This window comes from Streptomyces sp. NPDC046915 (assembly GCF_040644935.1).
Lineage (GTDB): Bacteria > Actinomycetota > Actinomycetes > Streptomycetales > Streptomycetaceae > Streptomyces.
On record NZ_JBEYXB010000039.1, the window covers coordinates 22,266 to 44,761 of the forward strand.

Here is a 22,496-nt window from a genome sequence, read left to right on the forward strand (position 1 = left end):
TGTACTGGAGCGGGCGCGTTTGGTAACAGCCCGCCCTTTGTCCGATTACAGCGCCCACCGGGGACCCGGAGTCGTCCTCGCTGGGCGCGGGCTCCGGCGCGGACGCCGGCAACGCCCGTCTTCCGGATGTTTCTAGTTGCTCTCCCCGATCACCCGCGCGAGCGCATCCCTCGCGTACTCCTCGTCGCAGTTCCCACCGGTCAGCAGCACTTGCAGACAGATCCCGTCGAGCAGCGCGACCAGGGCACGGCCGGTGCGTGGGTCGGTGCGCTGGGCGAGCAACTCGGCGACCTCCTCGCACCACTCGGCGGCGACTGCGCGTAGCGCAGGGCGGCGTAGCGCGGCGAGGTAGAGCTCGTACTCCAATTCCGTGCCGGCGCGGTCGCCGCCCAGCCACTCGCCGGTCAGCCGGGTCAGCTCGAGCCCTCCCTGGCCTGGCGGAGGGCGGCCACGAGGAGGTCGTCGAGGGTCTTGAAGTGATGTGTGGTGGAGCCCAGCGGCACATCCGCCCCGGCCGCGACGCTGCGATGACCGAGCCCGGCGATGCCGGAGCGACTCACCACCCGGATCGCGGCGTCGATGACCCGCTGGCGTCGCTCGGGATCGTACCGCCGGGCCGCCGCCATCAGCGCGCTCCCCCGAGGTTGGGCAGCACGACACCGAGGATCACGAAGACGATCCCGGCGAGCTTCGCGAGCCCGGCCGACTCGCCGAGGAAGAGGATCCCGATTGCGGCGACCACCGCCGAGCGCACCCCCGGCGGCCACCGCGACTACCCGGAGTGGGCCGTCGACCGGGTCATCCGGATCCAGGAGCTGTACGCGGCCGGGCTGCACAGCGAGAAGATCCGACAGTTGCTGCCCCGCATGCGCGACCGGGACGGCGGACCCTCCGCGATCGCCACTCCGCTCCTGGTGCTGGACCTGACCGCCGAGCGAGACCGGATCGACCGCATGATCGCCGATCTGCGCCGCTCCCGGGAGACCCTGGACGAGGTCATCCGCACGGCCCGGGACGCCTGACCGGCCGAACCCTCGAGCGCCCCACTCACCAGGAAGCCATCCTCCCCTCCGTGCAGGCCGTGAAACCGCTCCCCCAGCCAGGCCACTCCCCCTGGGGCTGCTCAAAGCCAGTACGTCACCGGTGTCCTGGTCGGTGAGGCTGACGCGGGCGTCGGGCATGCTGCCGTATTCGCCCACCCAGCGTCGGTACTTGTCCCGTGCCACTTCCCCGCGGTTCCACCAGCCGTGCTGCACCGGCCGGCCACCGGAAGTGAGCAGCAGGTGATGGCGGCCGGGACTTCACGCGAGGCGGATCCCTCTGAGCCGCCCTGGCTCTCGCACGATCGCGGTGAGTTCCCCTCACTACGGCTTCGCCGGAGCGCCCGGCAGGGGTTGTCCTCCCGCCGTGACATTTCCGGTTCAGACCGTCTTGATCGTGCCGCCGTCGATGACGTAGTTGGTGCCGGTGATGTTTCCGGCCACGTCGGACAGGAGGAACGCGATCAGGGCTGCCACTTCCTCGGGTTCGGTCATGCGGCCGGTCGTGACGTTCTGGCCTGTCACGAGTTGCTGGGCGAATTCGTCAAGGCTCATGCCGGCCGCGGCGGCCCACTGGCTGACCTGGCCGTTGGGGTCCTGGTAGACGGCGGTGCGGACCAGGCCGGGGGAAATGGTGTTCACGCGTACGCCGCGGGGACCGAACTCCTCGGCCAGGGACTTGCCGAGCGCAGTGAGCGCTGCCTTGGCCGAGGCGAAGGCGACCGGGAAGCCCCCGGGCATCAGGGGGACAACGGACGAGATGTTGACGATCGCGCCCCGGCGCTCGGTCAGGCTGGGCAGGGCCGCACGCGTGGTACGCACGGTGCTGAGCAGGTTGATGTCGAGCATGTCGGCCCACTCGGCGTCGTCGGCATCGAGGAAGCCGACGGTCGCCTTGTCTCCGCCTCCCACGTTGTTCACCAACAGGTCGATGCCGCCCAGCTCGGTGAGAGCGCTGTCGATGAGGGCGGAGACTCCCTCCGCGGTGTTCAGGTCGGCTGCCACCGCGTGTGCGCCGGTTTCCTTCAGCTCAGGCGTGATGGTGCGGGCGGCGCCCACGACACGGACGCCCTCGTCGATCAGGGTGCGGACAGTGGCGAGTCCGATGCCCCGGCCGGCACCGGTGATGACAGCTGTCTTGGCAGTGAGGTTGAGGTTCACGGCACTCCAATTCCAAGAGAGAAAAGCGCGAAGAGCGGGCATTCCGTTCGGGTCGGAGGCCCGCCTCGGGTTCGGGGTGTCGACCGTCGCAGCCGGTCGCCTGGGGCCGAAGCTGCCTCGAATCAGGCGAGCGGGTGTTTCGTCGACGGTGGATGCCGAGCCCTCATGTGCCCGTCGGGGACTCGGTGTTGACCATTCGGTGGCGGGAGCGGCTGCCGTGCGGTGAAGGCCTCTCACCGGGCCGGTTTCAGGCGTCGACGGGGTGCCAGACCGGCCCGCCGCCGTCGACGCGGACGCGGCCGAAGGGTACGTCGGCGAAGTGGATTCCGAAGCCGATGGTGTCGGATTCGGCGAGTTCGAGGACGAGGCGGTGGCGGAGGCTGGTGGACTGCTGGTGGTCGTGATCGAAGGTGTTTTCCCAGAGCGGGTGGGTGATCTGGAGGGGGGAGTGGAAGGCGTCGCCGAAGGCGATGACCCGCTGCCCGCCGGCGTCGATGACGTAGGCGGTGTGTCCGGGGCTGTGGCCGGGGGTGAGCATGACGCGGACGCCGGGGAAGATCTCCTCGCCGTCGGCCACCGTGCGTACCCGCGGCTGCAGGGCATTGATCATGTCGCCCATGCCCTGTGCTTCGGCGTAGTGGCGCTGGGTCCACTCGGGTTCGGCGACGAGGTAGTCGGCGTCGGCGAACGCGGGTCGATCGCTGCCGGGGGCGGGGTGCCAGGCCCATCCGAAGTGGTCGACGTGCAGGTGGGTGAACGCGACGGCCTCGATGTCCGCGGGGTTGCGGCCGAGTACGGCGAGGCTGTCGAGCAGGGCGCCGCCACTGAGGACGCCGAACGGGTTCTCCGGGGGCCCCATCGTCAGCGGGCCGACGCCGGCGTCGATGAGCAGGGCCCGGCCGTCGCGTTCCACGAGCAGGCCGCCGTTGCCGGTGACCAAGTGCCCGGTGTCGTCGAGGTACTCGGCGTACTGAGCCCAGTCCTCGTCGGTGGGCTCCGTCAGCAGCATCCGGGCGTCGAGTGTGCCCACGCCGTCAGGGACGTAGCTGAGCTTGGTGTCACCGAGGGCGAGGGAGCGGATGCCCGCAGGACGCCGGAGCCGCTCGTTCAGGTGCGATGCCGTGTGTGCCGTGTGTGTCATGACTCTGACTCCTCCGATGTACCTATGACTTGAAAGGCTATGGTTCATAACTATCATGACTTGAAGGAGCTTGCTAGCCTGGAGGGCATGACGACGACATCGGATGCGCAGGCGGCGGCGCAGTGGGAGCTGAGCAAGCTGGTGCACGAGCTGGACATGCAGAACGCTGCGCGCCTGCGCGAGCGCGTGGCCGAACTCGGTCTCACCGTCGCGCAGGCCTCGGCGCTGCGCGAACTGACGGGTCCGATGACCTTGAGCGAGCTGGCCGTGCGGATGAGCTGCGAACCCTCGAACGCCACCGTCGTGATCGACAAGCTGGAGAGCCAGCGGCTGATCGAACGGCGTCCCCACCCCTCCGACCGCCGGGCCAAGCAGCTGCTCCTGACTCCCGAAGGCGTCGAGCGCCGGGAACGGCTGCTGAAACTAGTGCGCGAGGATACGTTCTTCCCGGGCCTGACCCAGCAGGAACAAGACGCGCTCCAGGACCTGCTGCAACGAGCCATCTCCCACCGCTGAAACTCCCATACCTGAAGGCACCGGAAAGCAGATCGCCCCTACGATCACGACACCGAGCTCAAGATCGACTATGGGCGGCCTTTCGTTCCAGGGGGTCGCCCATGGAAAACGGCGAGGCGATCCGGGGGTGCGAGACTGAACCCATGTTCATTCAGCTCCTCGCGGCCACGGGTGTGCTCGCTGTCCTGACCATCGTTCCCGGCCCGGACATGGCGGTGGTGACGAAGCGGGCCATCGCGTCCGGCTGGCAAGACGGTCTGCGCACGGTCGGGGGCATCACGGCGGGACTGCTCATCTGGGGTGTGCTCACCGTGGTCGGCCTGGCGGCCGTCCTGGCGGCGTCTGCCACGGCCTACATGATCGTCAAGCTCGCCGGTGCCGCCTACCTCGGCTTCCTGGGCGTCCAGGCACTGGTGCACAGCCGACGCAGCCGTTCGGTGACTTCGGGGGCGAGCGCCCCGTCCCCATCGGGCAACCCATGGCGCACGGGACTGATCAGCAACGTCTTCAATCCGAAGATCGCCGTCTTCTACACGGGTTTGCTGCCCACGCTCACGCCGTCCGGTTTCTCGCCGCATATGGGGATGGCTCTGTTGGTCCTTATCCACGCGGCCCTGACACTCGTCTGGCTCGGCAGCTACGTGCTGATGCTGTCCAAGGCCCGAGCCTTCTTCGAGAAGCCTGCCGTACGGCGCACCATGGACCGCATCACAGGTGTCGTCCTGATCGGGTTCGGCGTCAAGGTGGCCACCTCCCAGACCTGATCCGGAGCAACCCTCGGAGCGCGCCCCTCGCCAGAACGAACCACGGCCACTTAAAGTTCGGTGGCGCACGATCAGGGTTCAACGGCACAGGACGTCAGCCGCCCGCCAGGGCCGAGGGACCGATGTTCTCACCTCTCGCCCACAGCTTCGTAGTCGTATTCGGTCGTCACAGGTACTCCTGGATGGCCAGCCGCTGTTAGCGCGGCAAGCCCACACGCCGTGAGTCGTGATCACGATCAGCACCCCCGTCAGACCAGAGGTGCCGGTCAGCACTTGCTCAACACCTTGAACTCGACAGAGAAGTCACCGGTGGGCAGCGGGCGGACTGCACCCAGTTCCAGACGGTGCTGGCGAAGATCCGAGTTCCGCGAGTCGGTCCGGGTCGGCCCCGCACGAAGCCCGAGAGCCTCGCCGCCGACAAGGCCTACAGCAACAGACCGTGCCGCGAGTACCTGCGACGACGGGATATCCGGCACACGATCCCGGAGAAGTCCGACAGCCAAGCCGCCCGGCTGCGCAAAGGCGCACGCTGCGGACGGCCACCAGGCTTCGGCGAAGAGCGGTACAAGAAGCGCAATACCATCGAACGAGCGATCAACTGGCTGAAGCAGTCCCGGGCCGTAGCCACGCGCTACGACAAGCGCGGCTACGTTTTCCTTGGCACCGCCACAGCAGCTGCCCTTGTCATCTGGCTCCGAACATGACCGCTCGGACAGGGTTCACGGTGTGCCGCCGCCCTTCCGGTTACCACCGGCGAGCTGACCCACCATCATGACGATGAGGCCGGCAAGGAGAATCGCGGCGCCGATCAGCGTTCCCGACGGCCGAGCACCGGAATCGCTGATCACCAACCCGAAGACCAGCTGCCAGCACAACGCAAAGGCCACCACCAGCTGACCCCAGCCATAGATCCGCGGAGCGCGAACATGGCGCCGGTTCATGGGAAGCACCCAGCCGCTGGTAACCGCCGCAACACCGGAGGCGGCGATGAGCAGCGCCAACAGGACAAAAGGCCCGACGAGGTACAGCTTCACGGTTTCTCCCCTGCGTACCGGGCCCACACCCGACGACAGCGTGATCATGACACTCGTTGCATCGCACGTCCACAACTACACAGGCCCGGTGATCGGCCGGACAAGTCCCAGCTCAGGGCCGGCTGCCAGGTGACTGGATACTCGTCGCCAACCCTCGGTGTCGGTGGGGAAGGAATCGCCGCGTGACATGGTCCTTGCCCGAGCCGATGCTGACCGTAGCGGTGGACAGTCCTGTGCTGGCCGCACCGACTCGGACCAGCTCTCCGTCGTCCTCCACCGACACCACCCTGATCTCCGGGGCCGGCTGGAAGAGCAGCTCTTCCAGCCGGAGCAGTACCTCGCGCACAGCCCAGAACCATCAGCCCAGGCGAGGTCGGCAGCGGCAGCTTCGAGACGATCTCGCGGGAGGCCTAAGTTAAGATCAACAATCACAGGGAGTAGGGAACGCCACAGAAGTTGGACCAGAACCCGTTTCCCACCTGCAAAGCCAGTCCGTGATGTCCCTTGACTGCAATGGCTGTGTGGCGTGCGCAGACCTGGTGTCGCGGTAGGCCCAGGAGATATTGGGAGCGTTCCTGCTGGGTGAAGTCCCGGTGAAGGGCGCGGCAGATCCTGTCGATCGCCTGGGGTGGGCGAGGCAGGCTCAGCTTCCACTCCTGAATCGTGCCGTCGACGTTGCTGGCGGCGAGTGTGCGCTGATCAGGGCTCGTTCTGGCCGCCCTGAACCACGTGCACACCACCGCGACCAGCTGACACACGACAAGGGCCGAGACGCACGCCAAGGGGCACTCTGGCTACAAGATCGCGCGTAAAGGGAGGCGCTCGGTCGGCTGACCTGCCAAGGTCCGGAGGCATTCCCGGGCCAGCCCGGGCACGCGAATGTGAACAATCACTGCCCCCAAGGCAGGGGCATCGCCCACCTGCCCTGCGGACACAGGAAGGGCGAGAAGCCGTGCACAATCGCCGTCGCCGTGACCGCGCGCGCAGTCCGACCGGGCGCACGGCGAAGCTCGGTGCGGTGCCGGTCGGCGTACAGCCGCCAGGCGGTGCCCAAGGTCAGGGCTGGGCCTGGAGCGCCCAGGTCTCCGGCACGCCGAGGTCGTCGTACAGTCGCTGGCGCTGGCTGGGGCCGAGGGTGGTGGTGGCCGCGGTGAGGAGGTCGGCTCCCTGGCCCGGCGCCGCCTCGACGATCGCCCGCGCGATCGCTGCCCGCACTGCGGGCGGCAGAGCGGGAAGCATTCGGCGAAGGTCGGTAAGCGCCTCCTCGGGGGTGCGGGAGGCACGGAAGGCGGCGAGGACGGCGCCCAGCTCGGTGTCTCCGGCGTACTGCCACAGTGCCGGCATTGCGACCGTCTCCTCGAGGTGAAGGTGCGCGAGGTAAGCGCTGATGACTTCGTTCAGGGCGAGGTAGAGGGCGTGCTGGGCCTCCGGCAGGGCCTCGGCGGGGGTGCCGGGCAGCGAGCGGGCCTGCTCGTCGAGTGTGGTGAAGGCGGCGTCGAGGCGTATGTGCTCGGCGTCCAGTGCGTCGGCTGCCTCGGGGGCCCGCTCGCGCAGGAGCTGGTGGATGAAGGTGTCCTCGTGGTCGGCGTGCTCGCGCAGTTCCTGGGTCATGGCCAGGCAGCGGTCCGCCTGCTCGGTGGCGGCGCCGCTGTGGGTGATGTCTGCGGCGCCGAGTTCGGTGGCGAGGGTGAACATCCGCGCACGCTGTCCCATGTGAACGTTCCGGTAGAGGTCGATCTTGGGCATGGTCTGTCCTTCGGGTGGTCGATCAAGTACGATGACAACACATTGTCTTGTTAGCAACATGTTGTCAAGAGAGGTCAGGTGCGATGCCGGACGAGACAGCCCTACTGATCGCCGACATCTTCGAAGCGGCTGGCGCCCTGCGCCGGCTCGGCGAGCAGACCGCCGCCGCGGAAGGCCTCACCCAGGCCCGATGGCAGGTCCTCAGCGTCGCCTGCGAAGACCCCCTCACCGTCCCCCAGGCTGCGCGCCGCCTCGGCGTCAGCCGCCAGAACGTCCAGCGCGTCGCCAACGACCTCGTTGCCCTCCGCCTCGCCGCCTACGAGCCCAACCCGGACCACCGCGGCTCCCCCTTGCTGACACTGACGCCCGGCGGCAGAGAGTCACTCGCCCGCGTCACCGCTAGAGCCGAACAACTGCACCGCACCCTCTTCGCGGCCATCCCCAACGAGAAGATCAACGCCACCAGGGCATCACTGCGCCGCCTGCTGTCCGAACTCGACCGCCACGAAGGAGAAGCAGGCAAACGCTGAAGAGACATCTCAGGCCCTCGAACCCGCCGAGCAGGCGAGGAAGGACTGCGCGCTGTCCGTTGTCCACGGCTGAACGGGATGCAGGGCGGGAGCCGACCGGCCTACTGGCCGAGGGATCCATGGCCCCCGCGGGGACCGGCCGCCCTCCGCCGACGCGCCACCCTGCACGCCGCAGGCGGCACCCTCGCCGTCACCGGCCCGCAGTCCCCGAGCCAGCGAATTTGGGACGGTATATGACACCTTCGATGGCGCACACACCACAGCCCGGCGGGCTGCCGGTCGCATCCGCCGCCACCGACGGCACCGCATGCTGACCCTGACCGGAGAGATCGACCACCACACCGGCGACCGGCTCAGGCACGCCCTGGACCCCTCCGACGCCGTCGGGCCCGGCACCGTGGCCGACATGCGGCAGGTCACCTCAATGGAATCAGCGGCATCAACCTCTTCACCGCCTCACACCAGGCCGTCACCCAGGCCGGAGGATGGCTGCGCCTGACGCGCCCGCCTCCGCAGTCGCATTTGAGAAGGCGTTCACGCCCGGTCGGCTCGGCGCTCTCACCGGCGAGCCGGTCGACGACGTCGCGGAGGGCGTCGATCCCGCACGGGCTGGCGTGGATAGACGCGATGACCGGGCTCCATGGTCGTCGGCCTACAACTCGATCCCGGACAGCGAGTTGTCTCGTCCGAGATCCCGGCCCGGTCGAACTAGCCTGCCAGGGACTTCGATCCTTCGGTTCGGCCGCCGTGGCGGCCGGTTTCGACGAGGTCCTTGCTCGCCTGCTTGGCGGCGGAGGCGAGCCGCGGCGAGCGCGTACGCAGCTCCCGGGATGCTGCGCACAGCCTGCCTGCCGTCCCGGGGTGCAGGCGTACGGGACGGTGTCAAGCGTCGTCAGGTGTGAGGTGTACGCCAGCGCCAGAGCTGGTCGGTCCAGGGACCGTACTCCTCGACCTCGACCGGCGTGGCGTTGATCTGCAGGCCCTCACGAGGTGAGACCACCAGGTTCGGCTTGCTCGGACAAGCGATGACGAAGTCGGCCTGGCCGACGCCAGCGTGGATGAGCAGCCAGGTCTGGCCTCCGTCGTCATCGTCGCGTTCGGCGAATGTCACCGGCTCACGCAGCTCGGCGTTCTTCAATGTAAGGCAGCGGTTCCATCCGGCGTTCTTGATCCGGACAAGGTGCTTGTTCTCGCTGGAGGAGATCGGAGGGATCTCCCACATCGCGATCTTCGCAGTCGTCGTCGGTTCCTGACGCCACAGGCGGACCAGTAGGTCCGAGTCGGCGGAACCGTTCCTATGTTGGATGGTTCACCCGGAGAGATGATCGCCATGACCGTCAGGCCGCACGCTGCCGGCCTGTCACGGGCCGACGGCGGGCCGCCTTACATCCAGCCCAGCTCCAGGAACATGTTTCGGCAGCCCGGGACCGGACTTGCTCGAGCGGGAGCGACCCCGGAAGCGCGGGCAGCAGCGCTCAGGGCGTGGCGGGACGTAGCCCGCCGGCGCCGCCTTCGGCTTGGCCGGCGCTTGGTTCATTCGCCGCGCTCCGCGCCTGATCCCTGCCCACTGGCCCTAACGTGGGCACGCCCGCGGGGCTCACCGTGACGAAGATGTGCGGGGGTAGCGACGCATGTCGAGGCAGGTCACCAGTAGTGTCGGCGGCCGGCGACTGCGTGTCCCATGGAGCCCATGATCCACAGAACCGCGCCGATGACCGCCAAGATGATCCCGATCGTCCACAGGATCGCTATGCCGGTGAAGAACCCGACGACCAGCAGGATGATGCCAAGGAGGAGCATGATCGCCTCCTGTCGCAGAGATCCAGTAGGGGAAGGGACGCCCCGGTTCCTGCAGGACCAGTCCGCACCTTGCCGATGAAGAGGTCATGCAGCCCCGCGGGGCGTTGGATGGTCCTGAGATGACTGGAGGGGTTCGTTTCTGACGCATCACGACTCCCTACCCGTTCGGCTGGGCTGCCGCGGCTCCGAAGGTTTCCACGGTGCCGCCTTCGGCCTGCTGGGACGAGGGGGTGTCGACGAAGCTGTAGGGCGGCATCGGTCCGTTGACACGCAGCTCGAGGTAAGGGTGCTGCTGGCGGAGTTCGTCGACCACGGCCAGGAACTGCTCCGCAGAGCCGCGGTCCACCAGGAAGGAGAGGTTGGCCAGCCAGCCGGTGCTCTGCGGCCCGGCGCTGACTGCCTGGACCTTCGGCTCCAGCACCTGCTGTAGCAGTTCCGCGTCAGTCGCCTCGCGTGCCTGGACGGCGGCAGCGATCATCTCCCCGAGCCGTATCTTCTGTTCCTGTGTGCCGCCACCGGCCTCGCGGTTCGCTTCCGCCAGGGACCGGATGTCGTCGTTGTCCGCCATGATCAGGCGGAGCACGGCCTCTTCGTCGTGGTTGGCCTTGAGGTTGTACTCGGCCGAGCCCTCCAGTGCTCGCAGCCGCTCGAGGAAGCCTGCCCCGATCTCGGCGAGCACCGTGGTCACCGTGTCATCGTCCGGAGAGACGCTGCCGAACCGCATGGGCAGGACCACGCCGCCCGCTCCGGCTTCGTCCAGTACCCGCTGGTGGGCGAGCAGATCGCGGCGCTTGGGCCGTAGCTCTTCGGGGGCATCACTGACGATCGCGGCCAGCTCCCCCTGGGCCAGCACGCGGACCGGCCGCGGGGGGTCTCCGATGCCGTCCAGGTCCTGGCGCAGGGGCGAGTGTGAGGCGTGGATGATCCCGTAGACGTAGGTGCTCATCTCTCATTCCCCTCTTCCGCGCGCGGTCCGGTCGCCCTGACGCTCCCGGCCTTCGTCACGTGCCTGCTGGAAGGCGTCGGAGATCGTCTCGGCGGCGCCGGACAGAGCTCCCTTGGTCTTGCCGCTGGCGCCGGACTCCGTGAGCTGCCCGGTGAGGTCGGTAAGCCCGGCCGGTTTGCGCGGCCCCGCTTCCAGGTCGAGGCGGTTGCACGCCTCGGCGAAGCGAAGGTAGGTGTCGACGCTGGCGACCACGACCCGTATGTCGATCTTGAGTATCTCGATACCGACAAGGGAGACCCGCACGAACGCGTCGATCACCAGCCCGCGGTCGAGAATGAGTTCCAGAACGTCGTAGAGGCCACTGGAACCGCCCCCGCCGCCCTGCTGTGTCGCCACCGTCATCGCGACCAACCCCTCGTTGTCTCCGCGCGGTCCCGTCGGCACTGTCCTCGCTGCGAGGCGGGCTTCCAGGAGCGAGTAGCCCCCACCACCTGGGGCCAAACACCTGTACGGGCATGCCGCGGCGGACCTGCCCGGCAGGCACACCGCAACCGCTACAAAGGCTTCGGCCCCGCCCCGACCTGCGGCCCAGGTCGCCTGGTCGTCGTCGACCGGTGCAGCAGGCCCTAACCCACACCGCCGCCGCATGCCCCGATACCGACGTCACCCTCGACCTCGCGCTCTCGGACTGGCTTCGCGCGGTGTATGCGTGCCCGCACTTCCTCATCATCCAGCGCGGCCCCCAGGCAATGATCATCGCGCTCATGCCACGGCGGGGTAAGCGGGGTGAGAATCTCGGCCGAGATCCGTGGGCTGTTGCTACGGACATTCTCGTGGGCGTCGCCTCGCCCGGCGGTTTCAGGCTGGAACGGACCGCCGCCTACTACCTCGTAATCAATTGCGCGGTCTCTCCGCGCCGGGGCTCGCCGTCGGCGTTCCCATGCCTTTGGGAAGCTCATCTCTCGCCGATGGGATCACACTCCGCTGATGATGCTCCTACGGTACGTAGTCAAGGTGGGGGACGGACTGGATGGCCGAGATAGTGCAGGACGGGGCCGATCATGGGGCGCACGCGCCGGCTTGGGCCACGGCGTGGGTTCCAGCTGCGCGGCTCGCCTGGTTGTTGTGGGTGCTCATCGCTGGGTGTGCGGGGCTGACGACGCTTTTGGTGGCCGGTTCCCGGACTGCGCCGCGGCCGGACTGGCAGCCCGTGGCCTTCCGCACCGGCGAGGGCGCGCTGGCAGACATCGCACGGCATGCGCAGGTCGACCGGTGCCGGCTGGGCATGACCGTACGGGACAGCATGCTGGTCCTGGCCATCGAGGACAACGGACGAGGGCGCGACGGTGCCCCCGAGGGTGCCGGGATCACCGGTATGCGTGAACTCTGCGCCCAGATCGGCGCCACCCTCCACATCACCACTCCCCGCGGCGGAGGCACCCGTGTCGAGGCCTGTCTGCCGCTGGCAGACCACTCGGCCAAGGCAGGAAACGGTCCTGTACCGGATGCGGGAAATCGGAGCTGACATGAACCCCATCCGCGTACTCATCGCCGAGGACGAGCCCGTCGCACGCCAGGGGATGCGCGTCTGGCTCGCAGAGAGCGGCATCCAGGTCGTCGCCGAAGCCGACACTGGCGTGCAGGCCGTGGAACTGGCGCAGTCGCATCACGTCGACGTCGTGGTCATGGATCTCAACATGCCGGGCCAAGACGGCATCACGGCCACCCGCGAGATCCGCCGGACCTGGCCCCACACCAAGGTCCTGGCGTTCACCTCGTTCTCCGACATCCGGCACCTGCGCGCAGCCGTACGGGCCGGAGTACACGGATTCGTACTCAAAGACCGTGAGAGCGACGCCCTTGTTCGAACGGTGCGGGCCCTGGCCGGCGGCGAGGCCCACTTCGGCCCCGGTACCGCGGACCGGGTGGTGGCGCTGCTCCAGGAAATCCCAGAACAGCCCCGCCCTTCCGCCCTGCAAGACCTCAGCACCACACCGCTGAGAATCCTCTCCCTCATGGCCGACGGTTACGACGACCCAGCCATCGCCCGTCTGCTCTTCCTCCAGCTGAAGACGGTTCGCTCCCGTGTCTCGGAGATTAAGGAGACGACCAGCCTGCGCACCCGCGCGGAACTGATCGCACTCGCCCAGCGTGCGGGAATGGGCACTCCGTTTCCATCCACGCCCGCAGGGGACGTCCAATCCCCGTCATGAGCAAGCGAGATCCCACAATCTGGTGTTTTGCACACCTCCGTTGCGGGACGGGTCACGTCCCAGATTGATGAGCAGACGGTCCGCACCGCGCGGCCGTCGTTCGGGCATCCGATGGGGGATCGCCATGACAGTCTCGCTCTCTCTCGCGCTCGGCGTACCGGCACGGGCCCTGATCAGGGAAGCCGTCGGCAGCGCCGTCCGGCGTCACGCGCAGCATCGCGGATGGACGCCGTCCACCCAGCGGCGCTTCGAACTCGCCGCCCGCACGATGGCGGGCCTCATGACCAACGCGGCGCTCGCCGCCGTCGACGCGGCCAACACCGGTGAGCTGCTGCTGAGGCTGGCCTCCCATCTGTGAAGTAGCCCGCTGACGGTGGGGTTGCAGAGCGGCGCCGTGCCCCGACATCGACGTCGCCATCAACCCCGTCCCAGGCCCAAGCAGCGTGTCAGCGCGGGCCCGCAAAGGAGCGGGTCCTAGGCTCATGCGAAGCGGATCCCTCTTGGCCGCCCTGGCTCGCGCACGATCGCGGCCTTCACCTCCAGCTCGATGAGCTGGCAGTGCACTGACGCCCCGCTCCGCATGCCGACGTCCGCCCCGATCTGCTGCGTCTTCGACGCCGTCCCGGGATCAGCGATGTGCCGGCGGACGCAGCGCAAGATGCGCTCCTAGGGACTGTCTCTCAGCTCCGTCCGTGAGATCGTCGTGCTCGTGATCGAGTCCTGGGTGATCAATGACGGCGGCAGCGTCCCTGTGTCGTCCGAGGTGGTACTCCAGACACTTCGGGCGAGGGCCGACAGAAGTCAGTTGGAGACCTGGCCGAGCAGTTCGTCGGGACGATCGCTGGGCTTCGTGACGAACACGGAGCGGGCGATGGAGGTCCCGGACCGGATCGCGCATCTGGTCTACGTCGACGCGATGGTACCGACCGACGGTGAGAGCGCGCTGGACGTCATACCGGACAAGACCCAGCGACTGATCGACGCGGCCGCCGCCTCCGACGCCCCTGGCGCATCCCGCCCGTGCCGGAAATGCCGGCGCCCATGGGTCTGTTCGGGGTGACCGATCCGGCGGACACGACGTGGCTGCGCACCATGTTGTCGGACGAGTCGGTGCGCTGCTTCCTCCAGCCGGTCCGGCTGGACACCCTGGCCGTGGACGCGATTTCCCGGACGCACATCCACTGTGTCGGCAGTGCACCGGGGGACGTCACGCGCCGCCCGGTTCCGGCGGTGCCGCCGGGCGGCGCTGCGTCGCAGGTGTGGGAGCTGCGGAGCGGCCATGACTGCATGGTCACCATGCCGCACGCACTAACCGACCTGCTGGTGAAGGCTGGCTGACCAGTTGCCGTTTGAATCCGGCGTCATGTTCAACCGTCGTCCGGGAATCATGGCGGCACGACCCGCGCACCGAGCGCGCCCGGTCGCGCCCACCCTTGGGACCGTCGGCCGCACTCGTCGCCGAGGCCCTTGTCCGCGCGGCCGCACAGGCAGTGCCCCGCAAGACCAGAAACCGCCACGCCTGGCCCGGCGCCAGCCGGCCAGAAGAGCGGTGCCGGGCCGCCCACTGCGGGAATGCGCGCGCCCTCGGCCTTGACAATCCGCCGTCACGACTGAAAACTGACCGACCAGTCGGTATGAGGAGGCGAGCCGTGACCGAACTGAGTATCTCCACCGCTGCGGGCACGTTCGACGCGATCGTGGCGGGTCCGCCCGAGGGCCGCCCGGTGCTGCTGCTGCACGGCTTCCCGCAGACGAAACTGGTGTGGCGACGTCAGATCGCGGCGTTGGCTGCGCACGGCTACCGTGTCGTGGCACCGGACCAGCGTGGGTACTCCCCCAGGGTCCGCCCTGAGCAGCCCGAGGACTACCGCATCGGCGTCCTCGTCGAGGACGTGGTCGCCATCACGGAGGAACTCGGCTGGACGGCGTTCGATCTGGTCGGCCATGACTGGGGCGGCGCGGTGGCGTGGTGGACCGCCGATGCCCACCCCGGCCGCATCCGTACCCTGACGGTTGTCTCGACCCCGCACCCCCGGGCGCTGGCCACCACCCTCCGCACCGACCGGGATCAGCGCGAACGCTCGCACTACATGATCGACTGGCGTGAAACGCCCGCGACGGAAGATCGCATGCTCGCCAACGGTGCCGAGGAACTTCGCGCTTTCTATTCCGGAAGGGTCCCCCAGGCCAGCGCCGAGGCCTATGTCCGGCACCTGTCCCAGCCAGGCGCCCTCACCGCGGCGCTGAACTGGTACCGGGCCGGCCGCCCCGGCGGCGCGATCGGCGTCATCGACGTGCCCACGCTGTACGTCTGGAGCACGGAGGACAGCGCGTTCGGTCCAGCGGCCGCGCAGGAGACCGGGCAGTGGGTCGGCGGGCCCTACCGGTTCGAGACCCTCCAGGGCGTCAGTCACTGGGTCCCCGAAGAGGCGCCCGAGACGCTGAGCCACCTGCTGCTCGCACACCTGCAAGCGCACGACGTGCACTGAACCACGACGAATGCCCCGCTTGTCGGCTCTCCGAAAAAGGGTGAACCCATGAAGACAGCGCGAGCGGCCTGGCGCCGCCTCGAGCCCGTGCACGGCATGATCTACTTCGTCCCGGAGGCAAGGCGACGCTACGCGGACCTCGGGCTGAGCGCACGCGCCGGGTACTTCGCCTCCCGAGGCGCCGCCTTCGGCCACGTGTCCGCCGAACTGGTCATCTCGACCTTCTACAACTTCAACCCCGGTCTTGTGCGGAAGGCGGTCGGTGGGGTCTGGGACACGGTGACGCCGCAGCAGGTGCTGGACGCACGGCACGCCGCTGCGAGCGAGGCCCTGCGACGGGCCGCGATCCACGAGCTGCCCGCATTGGACGAGGTCCTCGCACTGACCCGCCGAGCCGCCGAGGCGGCCTGCGAACGGGCGCAGGGACGCCCGCTGTTCGCCGCGCATGCCGCACTGCCCTGGCCGGAGGAGCCGGTACTGCAGTTGTGGCACGCTCAGACGCTGCTCCGGGAGTTCCGCGGAGACGGCCATGTCGCGTGCTTGCTGAGCGAGGGCGTCGGAGGCTTGGAGTCGTTGATCCTGCACGCCGCCACCGGGGAGATTCCCGTCGACTTCCTCAAGGCGAGCCGCGCATGGCCCGAGGAGGAGTGGGCCGACACCGAGGAGCGCCTGCGCGAGCGAGGTCTCCTCGACGGCGACTCCCTCAGCTCGGAAGGCGTACTCCTGCGCAGACACATCGAGGACCGCACCGACCGCCTGGCCCTTCCCGCCTACGCCGTCCTGGGTGACGCCGACTGCGAACGCCTCGCCGAACTCGCGAGCCCCTTCGGCCGCGCCGTCGTGGAGGCCGGCCTCCTCAAGCTCGACTGACAGCGTCTGCCAGGTCCTCGAGGGTGCGCAGCACGTCGTAGTGGTTGGAGCGCGTCGGGATGGAGCTGCCCGGTACGACGTGCGAACTGCTCGCCATGCTGTCGTTCACTGCCGTCCCGCGCAGGAACCTGCTGTCGTACACCTACAACAGCATGGGCGCCTTCCGGTACGGCGACCACATCGCCAAGATCCGTACTGTGCCGACGGACGCGTCCCTGGCCTCCCTCACACACCAGATCGTGGACGTGCGCGCGGACAACGAGGCTTTCCGCCGCACCTTGGTGACCGAGGCCGTGGAGCGACACCATTCCTGCGAGCTCCAGGTCCAGCTCAACACCGATCTGGCCCGGATGCCGGTGGACAACACGTCCGTCAAGTGGCCTGAGGACCTGTCCCCCTGGGTGACGGTCGCCCGTGTGAATCTTCCGCGCCAGGACATCGGCGGGAACGGCTACCTGGCGGCCGCCGACGCCACGTCGATCACGCCGTGGCGATCACGCGAGGAACACCGGCCCATGAGCGAGATCCAGAGGGTGCGGCAGGAGGTGTACCGGCGCCCGTCCATCGAATGGCACCGCATCAGCGGACAAGAGCGGCGAGAACCGGTCGGCAGCGCTGAGTTGCTGGGCTGACCAACTCCGGCCGTGCCTGGACGCGTTCAGGCACGGCCGGCGTCGGCCCGGCTGGCCCGGCTCGCGGCTGCCTTCCGCACGGTCAGCCTGGTGTGGGCGGACGGCGGAGACGCCAACTCTTGATTCCACGCTGCTTTCATGGGCCCGCGACGCGTATTGGGTATCGTCGTGGACATCGTGAAGCGGACCGATGATGTCAGGAACTTCAAGGTTCTGCCCCGTCGCTGGGTGATGGAGCGAAGTTTCGGCTGACTGCTCCGAAACCGTCGGCCGGCCCGCGACTACGAACGGCTGACCGCGACCTCCGAGGCCACGATCAAATCGCGATGATCCGCCTGATGCTCGTCCGGCTCGCCAGGAAGTCATCGCGGTGGAGCCATGCATCCCACCGCAAGACCGCGTGAACCAAGACCACCGAAGACACCTCTTCGTGGCGTAGTCAACCGGCCATCAGACAGGCTCCAAGCCACCAGCTCGCGGACCTCTGGGCCCTTAAAGACAGCCGTCGCCGAGGGCTTGCGGTCTTCTTCACCCGCACGTACGGCTTGCGGCCCTCGGGATGCCAGTCGAGCCCTCCAGGGCAACAGGTGATAGTGGCCGGGACTGCTCGGCCAGCGCGTCCAAATGAGCGCCGACCAGTTCTCCAACCTGATCGGCGACGCAAAGGCGGGAAAGCAGGACGGCATAGCCCAGCCCTGACCCCGGCGCCGACCACCTGCTGCCTGGCGACCGGGCCAGTCACCCCCGGGGCCCCGAACCTAGGTGCGAGATGCCTCAGGGGTGGGGTGCGAAGTGGACCAGGATCCGGCCCGTGTTGGCCGTGTCGATCTCCACACGGTCGTACAGCTTCCTGATGTGCTTCTGGCCGAGGAACGCGAGGACGCGCCCCTTGAGCTGCCCGGTGCCCTTGCCGTGAATGATCTGTACGACGGGCTCCCCCGTGCGTTTCGCCTGGAAGACGATCTGCCGCAGCGAGAGTTCGATGTCGCGGTTGTTCCGGAAGATCGGGTGCAAATCCAATGTCAGCAAGGTGCAACCTCCCGCTGCCGCCACCTGCGACGACCCGGTCCGAGTGTGTCATGCGACATCCTGCCAGAACCTGGACCAGGGCAGATCCGTCGTCGTCACTGACGACCGCAACGACCGCGTGGCAGCCTGCTGATACTGCTCCGTGCCGTGGGTCATCAAGCAGTACCTGGTCCGTCGTGCTCGGCGTCCCGCTGCGGCTCGCCCCGACCGGCGTCGGCATCGGCGACGGCCAGGACCGGGCCCGGATCGTCACCTGGGCCGTCCTCGACGCAGCCACCGTGCTGCTCACCTGGGGGTACGCCGAGGCCCGCCGCGTACCACGCGTGCGCCGACTCGACGTGCAACTCCCCCGACTGGGTGCCGGGTTGGACGGCACGCGCGTCATCCTCATCACCGACACCCACTACGGCCCACTCGATCGCGCCCGCTGGTCGGCACGGGTGTGCGAGACGGTGAACGCTCTGGAAGCCGACCTGGTCTGCCACACCGGCGACATCGCGGACGGCACGGCCGAACGCCGCCGCGCCCAGGCCACCCCACTTGGCACCGTGCAGGCCACCCGGGCCCGTGTGTACGTCACCGGCAACCACGAGTACTACAGCAAGGCCCAGGGCTGGCAGGCTCTGATGCCCCTGTCCGGAGCCTCTCGCCGATCCGCTCCACCGCGGGACGCACCAACGCCGGTCGGCCAAGCTTCACGGGGCAAGGGCTGTAACTACGTCCACCTGCGCTGATGGCTGCACTGGCACGGCATCACCCCCTACAGCGCTGACGGTGGACCGTGGACACTTCGTGTCGCCGATCAGGGTTCTGTGAACTGCGTATTTACGCGGCCCACCTCGATGGTGTGCGGAGCGAGCCGAGGTGTACGCGATTTCGGTGGCCCTGGTAGTGCCGGAGACGCGGGAGAGACCACCGCGTCATTCCGAAGGAATGCGGAACTCGAATTCGGGACGGTCCCACGGCACGGCGGGCGGGTTCGCGAGCGCGGTCCCGATCCGCACTGCACCGACGCGGTGGTAGAAGTCCTCGGCGGGAAGATGCGACACGACCTTGACACGGTCGAGCCCGGCGGCACGGGCCTCGGACTGCATGTGCGCGACGAGCAGCCGTCCAATACCCCGTCCTTGCACTTCGTCGGCGACGAACAGCAGATCGAGCTCCGGCGGAGCGAGGACGAGCGAGTAGAACCCGAGGACCCGGCCTCCATGCTCGTCGGCGCCGACGGCTACGAAGGCGCGGTGGGCCTCGATGTAGTCAGGACCGACCCGGTAGCCCGCGACTGCGGCTGCGTACTTACCCTCGTAGGCGCCTGAGCCACGCACGAGCCGCGTGAGCCGTTTGGCATCCCGCGCGACTGCCCTCCGTATCGTGATCGACTGACTGATCGGGGAAGTGCGTGAACTCATCGGGAGAGTATTTCGCACCGGTGGGTGCCTTCCTGCGGCGGGGCGGCTGCTCGGGCGGGCGTTCCCGCACCGCTCCCGGAACCGCTCGCCCAGGCCCCGACCGACCACGTCACTGCCGCCGAATCGGCCGCCCGCCAGCAGCAACCGAACCGCTGCGGAGGAGCTGGAGAACGGAGTGGTCGACGGCTGCTCTTTCTGGGCTGCCGTGGCGAAGCCGAGCCGGTACAGGACATTCCGAGCCAGCCTCGTGAGGCGATCATCCCCGACCTGTTCGCCGGCCCCGGCGGCTGGAGCCACGCCCTCACCGTCCCTGGAGGCCCGGGACATCGACCTGGAGTGGGACAGCAGCTTCGTCTGTAAACCCGGGCTCGAGTCGGTCAGTCGACGATCCAGACCAGTGTCGCCCGCGCGCCCCGTCAGGTCACCCGTGCGATCGCGGCTGTCCTCTTGCCTCGGGGCCGGGGAGCGGGCAGATGACACGGATGCGACCTGAGCACCAGTACGTCTTCATGGCGGCCGTTCGTATCGAGCGCTCGTGGAAACCCATAGCGGGTCACGGAGTAGCCTCAGAAGGCGACGCGGCCGCTCTCGGACGACGGCCTGCCCATCGTCGGGCCAGCGAAGACCATCGACAACGACATCGCCGTCACGGACGTCACGTTCGACTTCCCGGTACCGGCTCAAGACCACGGCCGAGCCGCCCCGGCGCGACCTCGTCGTCGAGTACCCAGACACCGGCGCCCTCGCCGACGCCCCGACTTCCTGGCCCGCGGCTTCGTCCACGGCGACACCTCCTTCGAGGCGGTCATCCCCGTCATCGAGGCAGCGCGGTGAGGAGCGGCGCGTGCGCGCCCTTGTCGTACAGCGTGCGGGCGCCGGCCAGGGGGCGTCGAGGGGGCCGGCACCGGGCGGGGCGGGGGTGGCGGCCAGGGCATCATCCAGGCCCATCAGCAGGGCGGCCGGTCCGGCGGCCGCCGTGGCGGTGAGCAGCGTACGGCGGCGCACGGGGTCCTCCATTTTGAGCGGAGCGCTCCGCTCCGATAAGTTGGATGCAGAACGCACCGTTCTGCCGACTCGGAGGACACATGAAGACGACGAGCAAGCCGATCGCACTGGTCACCGGTGGCAGCCGGGGTATCGGCGCGGCCACCTCGCGGGAGCTGGCGGCCCGCGGGTACCGCGTGGCCGTCAACTACTTCTCGAACCGCGACGCCGCCGACCAGGTGGTCAAGCAGATCGAGGCCGACGGCGGCGAAGCCTTCGCCGTGCAGGCCGATGTGTACGACCCCCAGCAGGCGGCCGAACTGCTGGAGCGCTCCGCGGCCGACGGACGCCTGGACGTCCTCGTATGCAACGCAGGTGCCCGCTTCACCCCGACCCCGCTCCCCAGCCTGTCCTGGGACGACTTCCACGCCAAGGTGACGAACGAACTCGCGTCCGTCTACACCCTCACCCAGCAGGCGCTGGCCGCCATGGGCGCCCAGGGCGGCGGCCGGATCGTGTACGTCTCCAGCGCGGTGGCCGACGGCCCGCCCACCGCGGGCATGGCCGCGCACGGCACCGCCAAGGCGGCGCTCAACGCCTTCGCCCGCTTCGTCGCCTACGAGGCCGGCCCGCTCGGCATCAACGTCAACGTCGTGGCACCCGGCTTCGTGCGCACCGAGGCCAGCGCCGGGCAGCCGGCGGAGTTCCAACAGCGCCTGGCCGAGCACACCCCGCTCGGGCGGGTCGCGGAACCGCGGGACGTGGCTCGGGCGATCGCCATGCTCGCCGACGAGGACGCCGGTTTCGTCACCGGGGCTGTCGTCACGGTCGACGGCGGGCACGGCGTGGGACGCCGCTGAGGGAGAATGTCGCGCCATGGGCGACACGTACACAGGCAAGCCGCGCGGCCGACAGCGGGAGGCGGACCGCAACGACGCCCGCCTCTTCCAGGCCGCGCGCGAGGTCTTCGCCGAGCGCGGCTGGGACGCTCCCGTCTCCGAGATCGCCCGCCGCGCCGGGATCGGCATGGGCAGTCTCTACCGCCGCTACCCCAGCAAGGAGCTGCTGGCCCAGCACATGCGGATCGCGGGAATGGAACAACTCGTCGCGCAGGCACGCACGGCGCTCGCCGAGGAGCCCGATCCCTGGGCGGCCCTGGTTCGCTTCCTCCGCGACGCGTTGACCGACCAGGGGACGGGCGGTCCGCTCCTGCCCCTGGTCGGTGGCCGACTGCCGGCCACCGACGAGGTGCTGACCGCAGCTGATCGGCTGCGCGCCGCCCTCGACGACCTCGTGGACAGCGCCCACCGGGCGGGCGTACTGCGCGCCGACTTCACCTCCGCCGACATCCCGTTGCTGCTCGAACACCTCACCCCGCGGATCCCCGCCACGGGCGAGCGCGCCACCGCGCTGCACCTGCGCTACCTCGACCTGGTCCTCACCGGGCTGCGCGCCCCGGGCCCCGGTCAGCCCACGGACCTGCACGGCCCTGGACCGCAATGGGGGGAGCTCCGGGAACTGTGGAACGCACCGGAAAGCTGACCCAGGCAGCGGCCCCACACAAGTGCAACCGCCACCTTGATTTCTCGTGTGCGGCCGCATCTGCCACTCACGGCGGCCGCGGCCTTCGGGCGCTGTCCGGCCGCTGTCCACGCGCGTGAAGGCCCATCTGAACCCGCACCGCCGCCGACTGCCCCGACACCGACGTCACCATCAGCTCCGTCCCCTGACCGGCTTCGCGGTTTCGTAGGCCTCGGCCGCCCCGTGGCCGGGCTCCAGGACCGCGCCGCGGCCAAGCTCGCCGAGGTTGAGGGGGACTGCCAGGACGGGGAAGTTGCGCAGGAAGCCGGTCAACCGTCTCGGAGACCTCGTGCCAGCGTCGCCACTGGGCGTATCAGGGGTAGGCCGGGGCGGCGGCTACTCGCCGGCTGGGTCTTCCTGGGCGTGCCGAACGGCCTTCTTCACGGCCTGCTCCAGTGACTCGACAACCGCGAGCTACCAAGAGGCCCCTCTTCCATGCCCCGGCATCGGCCAACTCACCCGATCCAGGACGCTGTTCGAACCCAGCCGACCCGCAAGCGGATAGAGAACAGGCAGTTAGCTTGGCGTTTATGGTCTGCGGTCGAACACGGCCTCGAACTTGCTGATGGGTTTGGTTGTCCGCCGGACGTGAGAGCGGCCTTCGTCTGATC

24 protein-coding genes and 6 pseudogenes are annotated in these 22,496 nt (G+C 68.7%); 16 read left to right on the forward strand and 14 right to left on the reverse strand.

Annotated elements, in window-relative coordinates:
• Positions 1-132: 132 nt before the first annotated feature.
• Both ABZ915_RS46705 and ABZ915_RS46710 read right to left on the reverse strand, forming a co-directional pair.
• Positions 133-626: pseudogene (locus tag ABZ915_RS46705) on the reverse strand (TetR family transcriptional regulator).
• Positions 626-757, reverse strand: a pseudogene (locus ABZ915_RS46710) (QacE family quaternary ammonium compound efflux SMR transporter); the annotation flags it as partial. The pseudogenes ABZ915_RS46710 and ABZ915_RS46705, both read right to left, overlap by 1 nt.
• Between ABZ915_RS46710 and ABZ915_RS46715 the strand changes: the two are divergent.
• Complete coding sequence (locus ABZ915_RS46715; protein WP_361817021.1) at positions 723-1,022, forward strand: MerR family transcriptional regulator; 300 nt, start codon at positions 723-725, stop codon at positions 1,020-1,022. The pseudogene ABZ915_RS46710 and the gene ABZ915_RS46715 overlap by 35 nt on opposite strands.
• A 399-nt stretch (positions 1,023-1,421) precedes the next feature.
• Here ABZ915_RS46715 and ABZ915_RS46720 read toward each other — a convergent pair whose 3' ends face one another.
• Complete coding sequence (locus ABZ915_RS46720) at positions 1,422-2,201, reverse strand: oxidoreductase (protein WP_361816959.1); 780 nt, start codon at positions 2,199-2,201, stop codon at positions 1,422-1,424.
• 247 nt (positions 2,202-2,448) lie between these two features.
• On the reverse strand, positions 2,449-3,342 hold the full coding sequence (locus ABZ915_RS46725) for an MBL fold metallo-hydrolase (protein WP_361816962.1): 894 nt from the start codon (positions 3,340-3,342) through the stop codon (positions 2,449-2,451).
• A gap of 87 nt (positions 3,343-3,429) precedes the next feature.
• Between ABZ915_RS46725 and ABZ915_RS46730 the strand changes: the two genes are divergently transcribed.
• The 3 genes and pseudogenes from ABZ915_RS46730 to ABZ915_RS46740 form a co-directional block, all read left to right on the forward strand.
• Positions 3,430-3,858, forward strand: a complete 429-nt coding sequence (locus ABZ915_RS46730) for a MarR family transcriptional regulator (RefSeq protein WP_361816965.1) — start codon at positions 3,430-3,432, stop codon at positions 3,856-3,858.
• 143 nt (positions 3,859-4,001) lie between these two features.
• Positions 4,002-4,622, forward strand: a complete 621-nt coding sequence (locus ABZ915_RS46735; RefSeq protein WP_361816968.1) for a LysE family translocator — start codon at positions 4,002-4,004, stop codon at positions 4,620-4,622.
• A gap of 311 nt (positions 4,623-4,933) precedes the next feature.
• A pseudogene (locus ABZ915_RS46740) lies at positions 4,934-5,326 on the forward strand (transposase); the annotation flags it as partial.
• Positions 5,327-5,341: 15 nt separating this feature from the next.
• Here ABZ915_RS46740 and ABZ915_RS46745 read toward each other — a convergent pair.
• Together ABZ915_RS46745 and ABZ915_RS46750 are read right to left on the reverse strand one after the other, a co-directional pair.
• The gene (locus ABZ915_RS46745; protein ID WP_361816970.1) at positions 5,342-5,656 is read right to left on the reverse strand and encodes a hypothetical protein; all 315 of its coding nucleotides are present in this window, start codon (positions 5,654-5,656) and stop codon (positions 5,342-5,344) included.
• 1,056 nt (positions 5,657-6,712) lie between these two features.
• Entirely contained in the window at positions 6,713-7,402 is a 690-nt protein-coding gene (locus tag ABZ915_RS46750) for a hemerythrin domain-containing protein (protein ID WP_361816973.1), read from the reverse strand.
• A gap of 83 nt (positions 7,403-7,485) precedes the next feature.
• Here ABZ915_RS46750 and ABZ915_RS46755 point away from each other — a divergent pair, with 83 nt between their 5' ends.
• A complete protein-coding gene (locus tag ABZ915_RS46755) occupies positions 7,486-7,932 on the forward strand; it encodes a MarR family winged helix-turn-helix transcriptional regulator (RefSeq protein ID WP_361816976.1) in 447 nt (148 codons plus the stop codon).
• Between the two features lie 892 nt (positions 7,933-8,824).
• Here ABZ915_RS46755 and ABZ915_RS46760 read toward each other — a convergent pair.
• The 4 genes from ABZ915_RS46760 to ABZ915_RS46775 all read right to left on the reverse strand — a co-directional run bounded on the left by ABZ915_RS46760 (position 8,825) and on the right by ABZ915_RS46775 (position 11,080).
• A complete protein-coding gene (locus tag ABZ915_RS46760) occupies positions 8,825-9,154 on the reverse strand; it encodes a hypothetical protein (RefSeq protein ID WP_361816979.1) in 330 nt (109 codons plus the stop codon).
• Between the two features lie 422 nt (positions 9,155-9,576).
• Positions 9,577-9,732, reverse strand: coding sequence for a DUF6131 family protein (locus ABZ915_RS46765; RefSeq protein ID WP_361816982.1), 156 nt, complete (start codon positions 9,730-9,732; stop codon positions 9,577-9,579).
• A gap of 157 nt (positions 9,733-9,889) precedes the next feature.
• Complete coding sequence (locus ABZ915_RS46770) at positions 9,890-10,678, reverse strand: GvpL/GvpF family gas vesicle protein (protein ID WP_361816985.1); 789 nt, start codon at positions 10,676-10,678, stop codon at positions 9,890-9,892.
• A gap of 3 nt (positions 10,679-10,681) precedes the next feature.
• On the reverse strand, positions 10,682-11,080 hold the full coding sequence (locus ABZ915_RS46775; RefSeq protein ID WP_361817024.1) for a gas vesicle structural protein GvpA: 399 nt from the start codon (positions 11,078-11,080) through the stop codon (positions 10,682-10,684).
• 628 nt (positions 11,081-11,708) lie between these two features.
• On the opposite strand from ABZ915_RS46775, the gene ABZ915_RS46780 reads away from it, so the two are divergent.
• The 3 genes from ABZ915_RS46780 to ABZ915_RS46790 all read left to right on the forward strand — a co-directional run bounded on the left by ABZ915_RS46780 (position 11,709) and on the right by ABZ915_RS46790 (position 13,249).
• Positions 11,709-12,203, forward strand: coding sequence for a hypothetical protein (locus tag ABZ915_RS46780; RefSeq protein WP_361816988.1), 495 nt, complete (start codon positions 11,709-11,711; stop codon positions 12,201-12,203).
• Between the two features lies 1 nt (position 12,204).
• Positions 12,205-12,891: a response regulator transcription factor gene (locus ABZ915_RS46785; RefSeq protein WP_361816991.1), complete on the forward strand. Its 687-nt coding sequence runs from the start codon at positions 12,205-12,207 to the stop codon at positions 12,889-12,891.
• 124 nt (positions 12,892-13,015) lie between these two features.
• Positions 13,016-13,249, forward strand: coding sequence for a hypothetical protein (locus ABZ915_RS46790; RefSeq protein WP_361816994.1), 234 nt, complete (start codon positions 13,016-13,018; stop codon positions 13,247-13,249).
• A 122-nt stretch (positions 13,250-13,371) separates the two neighbouring features.
• Here ABZ915_RS46790 and ABZ915_RS46795 read toward each other — a convergent pair whose 3' ends face one another.
• Entirely contained in the window at positions 13,372-13,548 is a 177-nt protein-coding gene (locus ABZ915_RS46795) for a hypothetical protein (RefSeq protein WP_361816996.1), read from the reverse strand.
• A 220-nt stretch (positions 13,549-13,768) separates the two neighbouring features.
• Here ABZ915_RS46795 and ABZ915_RS46800 point away from each other — a divergent pair.
• The 4 genes and pseudogenes from ABZ915_RS46800 to ABZ915_RS46815 form a co-directional block, all read left to right on the forward strand.
• A pseudogene (locus tag ABZ915_RS46800) lies at positions 13,769-14,229 on the forward strand (alpha/beta hydrolase); the annotation flags it as partial.
• Between the two features lie 311 nt (positions 14,230-14,540).
• Entirely contained in the window at positions 14,541-15,380 is an 840-nt protein-coding gene (locus ABZ915_RS46805; protein WP_361816999.1) for an alpha/beta hydrolase, read from the forward strand.
• 48 nt (positions 15,381-15,428) lie between these two features.
• A complete protein-coding gene (locus ABZ915_RS46810; protein WP_361817002.1) occupies positions 15,429-16,250 on the forward strand; it encodes a hypothetical protein in 822 nt (273 codons plus the stop codon).
• A gap of 59 nt (positions 16,251-16,309) precedes the next feature.
• On the forward strand, positions 16,310-16,882 hold the full coding sequence (locus ABZ915_RS46815; RefSeq protein ID WP_361817004.1) for a hypothetical protein: 573 nt from the start codon (positions 16,310-16,312) through the stop codon (positions 16,880-16,882).
• Positions 16,883-17,656: 774 nt separating this feature from the next.
• Here ABZ915_RS46815 and ABZ915_RS46820 read toward each other — a convergent pair.
• On the reverse strand, positions 17,657-17,911 hold the full coding sequence (locus ABZ915_RS46820; protein WP_361817007.1) for a Smr/MutS family protein: 255 nt from the start codon (positions 17,909-17,911) through the stop codon (positions 17,657-17,659).
• 164 nt (positions 17,912-18,075) lie between these two features.
• Between ABZ915_RS46820 and ABZ915_RS46825 the strand changes: the two are divergent.
• Positions 18,076-18,528, forward strand: a pseudogene (locus tag ABZ915_RS46825) (metallophosphoesterase); the annotation flags it as partial.
• 303 nt (positions 18,529-18,831) lie between these two features.
• Here the strand turns inward: ABZ915_RS46825 and ABZ915_RS46830 are convergent.
• Positions 18,832-19,320, reverse strand: a complete 489-nt coding sequence (locus tag ABZ915_RS46830) for a GNAT family N-acetyltransferase (protein WP_361817010.1) — start codon at positions 19,318-19,320, stop codon at positions 18,832-18,834.
• 570 nt (positions 19,321-19,890) lie between these two features.
• On the opposite strand from ABZ915_RS46830, the pseudogene ABZ915_RS46835 reads away from it, so the two are divergent.
• The 3 genes and pseudogenes from ABZ915_RS46835 to ABZ915_RS46845 form a co-directional block, all read left to right on the forward strand.
• Positions 19,891-20,044, forward strand: a pseudogene (locus ABZ915_RS46835) (6-phosphofructokinase); the annotation flags it as partial.
• A 361-nt stretch (positions 20,045-20,405) separates the two neighbouring features.
• Positions 20,406-21,164 (forward strand): SDR family oxidoreductase, encoded by a 759-nt coding sequence (locus ABZ915_RS46840; RefSeq protein ID WP_361817012.1) that lies wholly within the window; start codon positions 20,406-20,408, stop codon positions 21,162-21,164.
• A gap of 16 nt (positions 21,165-21,180) precedes the next feature.
• A complete protein-coding gene (locus ABZ915_RS46845) occupies positions 21,181-21,846 on the forward strand; it encodes a helix-turn-helix domain-containing protein (protein ID WP_361817015.1) in 666 nt (221 codons plus the stop codon).
• A 171-nt stretch (positions 21,847-22,017) separates the two neighbouring features.
• On the opposite strand, the gene ABZ915_RS46850 is transcribed toward ABZ915_RS46845, so the two are convergent.
• Positions 22,018-22,158 (reverse strand): hypothetical protein, encoded by a 141-nt coding sequence (locus tag ABZ915_RS46850; protein ID WP_361817018.1) that lies wholly within the window; start codon positions 22,156-22,158, stop codon positions 22,018-22,020.
• Positions 22,159-22,496 lie beyond the last annotated feature (338 nt).

Coding starts and splice junctions, on each gene's coding strand:
- ABZ915_RS46845 (WP_361817015.1), top strand. CDS start 21,181: ATGGGCGACACGTACACAGGCAAGCCGCGCGGCCGACAGCGGGAGGCG.
- ABZ915_RS46765 (WP_361816982.1), bottom strand. CDS start 9,732: ATGCTCCTCCTTGGCATCATCCTGCTGGTCGTCGGGTTCTTCACCGGC.
- ABZ915_RS46830 (WP_361817010.1), bottom strand. CDS start 19,320: ATGAGTTCACGCACTTCCCCGATCAGTCAGTCGATCACGATACGGAGG.
- ABZ915_RS46815 (WP_361817004.1), top strand. CDS start 16,310: ATGGAGCTGCCCGGTACGACGTGCGAACTGCTCGCCATGCTGTCGTTC.
- ABZ915_RS46840 (WP_361817012.1), top strand. CDS start 20,406: ATGAAGACGACGAGCAAGCCGATCGCACTGGTCACCGGTGGCAGCCGG.
- ABZ915_RS46785 (WP_361816991.1), top strand. CDS start 12,205: ATGAACCCCATCCGCGTACTCATCGCCGAGGACGAGCCCGTCGCACGC.
- ABZ915_RS46755 (WP_361816976.1), top strand. CDS start 7,486: ATGCCGGACGAGACAGCCCTACTGATCGCCGACATCTTCGAAGCGGCT.
- ABZ915_RS46730 (WP_361816965.1), top strand. CDS start 3,430: ATGACGACGACATCGGATGCGCAGGCGGCGGCGCAGTGGGAGCTGAGC.
- ABZ915_RS46760 (WP_361816979.1), bottom strand. CDS start 9,154: ATGTGGGAGATCCCTCCGATCTCCTCCAGCGAGAACAAGCACCTTGTC.
- ABZ915_RS46725 (WP_361816962.1), bottom strand. CDS start 3,342: ATGACACACACGGCACACACGGCATCGCACCTGAACGAGCGGCTCCGG.
- ABZ915_RS46750 (WP_361816973.1), bottom strand. CDS start 7,402: ATGCCCAAGATCGACCTCTACCGGAACGTTCACATGGGACAGCGTGCG.
- ABZ915_RS46810 (WP_361817002.1), top strand. CDS start 15,429: ATGAAGACAGCGCGAGCGGCCTGGCGCCGCCTCGAGCCCGTGCACGGC.
- ABZ915_RS46735 (WP_361816968.1), top strand. CDS start 4,002: ATGTTCATTCAGCTCCTCGCGGCCACGGGTGTGCTCGCTGTCCTGACC.
- ABZ915_RS46775 (WP_361817024.1), bottom strand. CDS start 11,080: ATGACGGTGGCGACACAGCAGGGCGGCGGGGGCGGTTCCAGTGGCCTC.
- ABZ915_RS46790 (WP_361816994.1), top strand. CDS start 13,016: ATGACAGTCTCGCTCTCTCTCGCGCTCGGCGTACCGGCACGGGCCCTG.
- ABZ915_RS46770 (WP_361816985.1), bottom strand. CDS start 10,678: ATGAGCACCTACGTCTACGGGATCATCCACGCCTCACACTCGCCCCTG.
- ABZ915_RS46780 (WP_361816988.1), top strand. CDS start 11,709: ATGGCCGAGATAGTGCAGGACGGGGCCGATCATGGGGCGCACGCGCCG.